At 59.6% G+C, this 2,958-nt stretch carries 2 protein-coding genes; both read right to left on the bottom strand.

Translation table 11 applies throughout. From position 1 onward, the window contains the following. Positions 1 to 974, bottom strand: a 974-nt coding sequence (locus VEG30_01990) for a TolC family protein (protein ID HXZ78669.1), incomplete at its 3' end; no start/stop codon positions are given. Between the two features lie 35 nt (positions 975 to 1,009). Continuing rightward, the coding region (locus VEG30_01985; protein ID HXZ78668.1) for an efflux RND transporter permease subunit at positions 1,010 to 2,958 on the bottom strand (1,949 nt) is incomplete at its 5' end.

The raw sequence follows: 2,958 nt of genomic DNA, 5'->3' as shown, positions 1-2,958 counted from the left end.
AGGAAGTCTGCCCTGCGTCGCTCTGACTGGGCACGCGCGACCTCACCCTGATTTCGGTTGAAGAGCGGTATGGAGATTGAGGCAAGGCCCAAGCCCATGGCGTTCGAGACGCTGCCTTTGGGGTAGAACGGCTGAAACCAGTCGGGCCCGCCGATCTCGTTTCCAGTGTGGATAAAAGATGTGCCGATGGTCGGGTCGGGCCAGCGGTTCGCCCTGGCCAGGCGCAGGTCGGCAAATGCTTTTTCCCGCCCGGTCTCCGCCGATTTCAAGTCAGGACGATTATCGATCGCGAGTTGCTGAAGCTCGGAAAGCGTCTTGTCGAGAGCAACGGCACGCAATTCGCCTTCAATATCGAACTCTTGCGGTAGATTGGCCGCGCCCACCAGCGCCCGCAGGGTCGCCTTCGCGGTCCTCAGAGCCAGCGTCGCGTCGTCCACGTCGGTCTGAAATTGCAGCATCTCGAGCTCGATCTTCAGAAGATCCGCTTTCGATATGGCGCCTTGTTGCAGCATCAAGCGGTTGAGATCAATCACCTTCTGGTAATCGGAGAGGTTTCCACGTGCGAATTCGAGCTCAGATTTCGCCTGCAGCCCAGCGATAAAGGCCTGTCGCAAGGTAAAAACCAGAGTTCGGCGGGTGTCCACAAAATCGGTTTGGGAGATGGCTGTCGCGAGTCGAGCGCTCTCCAGGCGTGCCCCCCGTTTCCCTCCAATTTCGAATTCTTGATAAATCCCGGCCGTCGCCGAAGTGGTGTCGTTTTGCAATTGCGGGTTGGGCCTCAGGCCGGCCGTGATTTCGCTGGCGCGGCTGGACTCCACACTCTGTGCCTGGGCCCGGAGTGTGGGATTCGCGGCCAAGAACTTTTCCTGAATCTGCTCCCAGGTGAAGCTTCGCTGTTGAGCGAAAGCCGCAGTGCAAAGGCAGGCAGCGGCGGTCAGGGGCAGGAGTAAAAATCCGCCGGAGGGCACACACATCGCACACAGACGATTCCACACTTTCGGGGACCTCCTCACACTTCTGTCGCCTCGCTGGTGACCAACCCGAGACTCGCGACCACCGGAATCACAATCAGGATGGCCAACGAGGTTGTAACCATTCCGCCCACTACGACCCGCGCCAGCGGCTGCTGTGCTTGCGCGCCAATTCCGTGGGAGAGGGCAGCGGGAAGCAGGCCCAGGCCCGCGGCCAGGCAAGCCATCAACACCGCCCGCATCTCCCCGACACTGGCGCGGATGATTGAGTGCTTGATCCCATGCTCGTGTTCTTCGGCACGGCGGATGCCGGCCACGAAGACCAACCCGCCCAAGGTAGCAACCCCAATTACCGAGGCGAAACCAACCGCCGCGGAAATGCTGAAGGGCGTGCGCGAGACTAGCAGCGCCAGCACACCGCCGGCAATGCCGAAGGGCAGCACCGAGAGCACCGCCAATGCATCGCGCAAGGAATTGAAGGAGACGTAAAGTAGAGCCAGAATCATGCCCACAGTGATTGGAATGATGATCGCGAGGCGCTGCTGTTCCTTGCGCAGGCTGTCGTACTCGCCCGCCCATTCGTAGTGGTATCCTTCGGGCAGGCGAAAGGAGCGTGAGAGTTGCGATTGCACCTCCTCGATGGTTCCCGCCAAGTCGCGACCCCGCACGCTGAATTTGATCGGAATGTAGCGCCGCCCATTCTCGCGATAAATCATGAAGGCGCCTTCGCGAAATCCGATGTCCGCCACTTGTCCCAGTGGTACCCGGTTGCCGTCTGGCGTGGCCAGAAGAATGTTCCTCATCGCTTCCGGTCTCTGGCGATCCTCCGGCTTGTAGCGAACCACGAAATCAAAGCGGCGGTCGCCCTCCAGAACCTCGGTCACTGCCAGGCCGCCAATCGCGGCTTGCACCGCCGCGTTGATGTCGGCGGCCATGAGCCCATAGCGTCCCGCTGCACTACGATTGATCGAGATCACCAGGTTCGGTTGTCCGTTCTCCTTGAAAACCGCCAAGTCGGTTACGCCGGGAACCTTGGCCATTGCGTCCTGGATCTGCTTCGCAGTCCTGGCCAGCACATCAATGTCATCGCCGAACAATTTCAGGGAGTTTTCCCCCTTAACGCCCGACATCGCCTCTTCGACGTTGTCCTGAATATTTTGTGAAAAATTGAAGGCAACCCCCGGATAGCGGCGGAGAGCTCCGTTCATTTTCTGGATGAGTTCGTCTTTGGTGCTCGCCGTCTTCCACCTGGATTGAGGCTTCAAATCAACCTGGAACTCGATGTTGTTGAAGGTAGTCGTATCCGTGCCGTCATCCGGCCGTCCGACTTGCGACACCACCTGCTGCACTTCCGCAAAGGACCCCAGAGCCTCCCGCATCTCACCCGCCAAGCGTACGGCATAGTCGAACGAGACATCCTGAGGCAGCGTCGCGCGAATCCACAGATTCCCCTCCTCCAGCTTCGGCATGAATTCGCCGCCAATGGTCCAGAACATGGCGAGCGATAGCAGCAAACCTGCAATCGCAGCCGGAAGCACGAATCGGCGGCTCCACATCACTCGCAAAAGGAGCCGTGTGTAATGACGCTTTAAGCTTCGCACCAGCCGCGTGTCCGCCACATGCCCGCTGCGGACGATATGCCGATATGAGGCCAGCACGGGTGCGAAGATCAACGCAAAGATCAGTGCGCCCGTCAGTGCAAATCCGTAGGTCACCGACATGGGCGCGAAAATTCTTCCCGGCACGCCCTGCATGGTGAATAGCGGGATAAACGCCACCAGGATGATGAGCGTCGCAAACAGGACTGGCTTGGCGGCATCGGCTGTGGCTTCGGCGATCAGGTCCAGCCGGTGCTGTTCGCTGGTGGCTTCGTGCATACGGCGATAAATGTTCTCCAGCACGACGATGGCGGAATCCACGATGATGCCGAAGTCGATGGCGCCGATGGAGATCAGGTTTGCGGAACGGCCGGTAGCCGACATCAGGC

This window comes from Terriglobales bacterium (assembly GCA_035624455.1).
In the GTDB taxonomy this organism is placed as follows: Bacteria; Acidobacteriota; Terriglobia; order Terriglobales; family Acidobacteriaceae; genus DASPRM01.
Note: the sequence above shows the minus strand (reverse complement) of the source record. Positions and strands in the feature narration are given on the sequence as shown.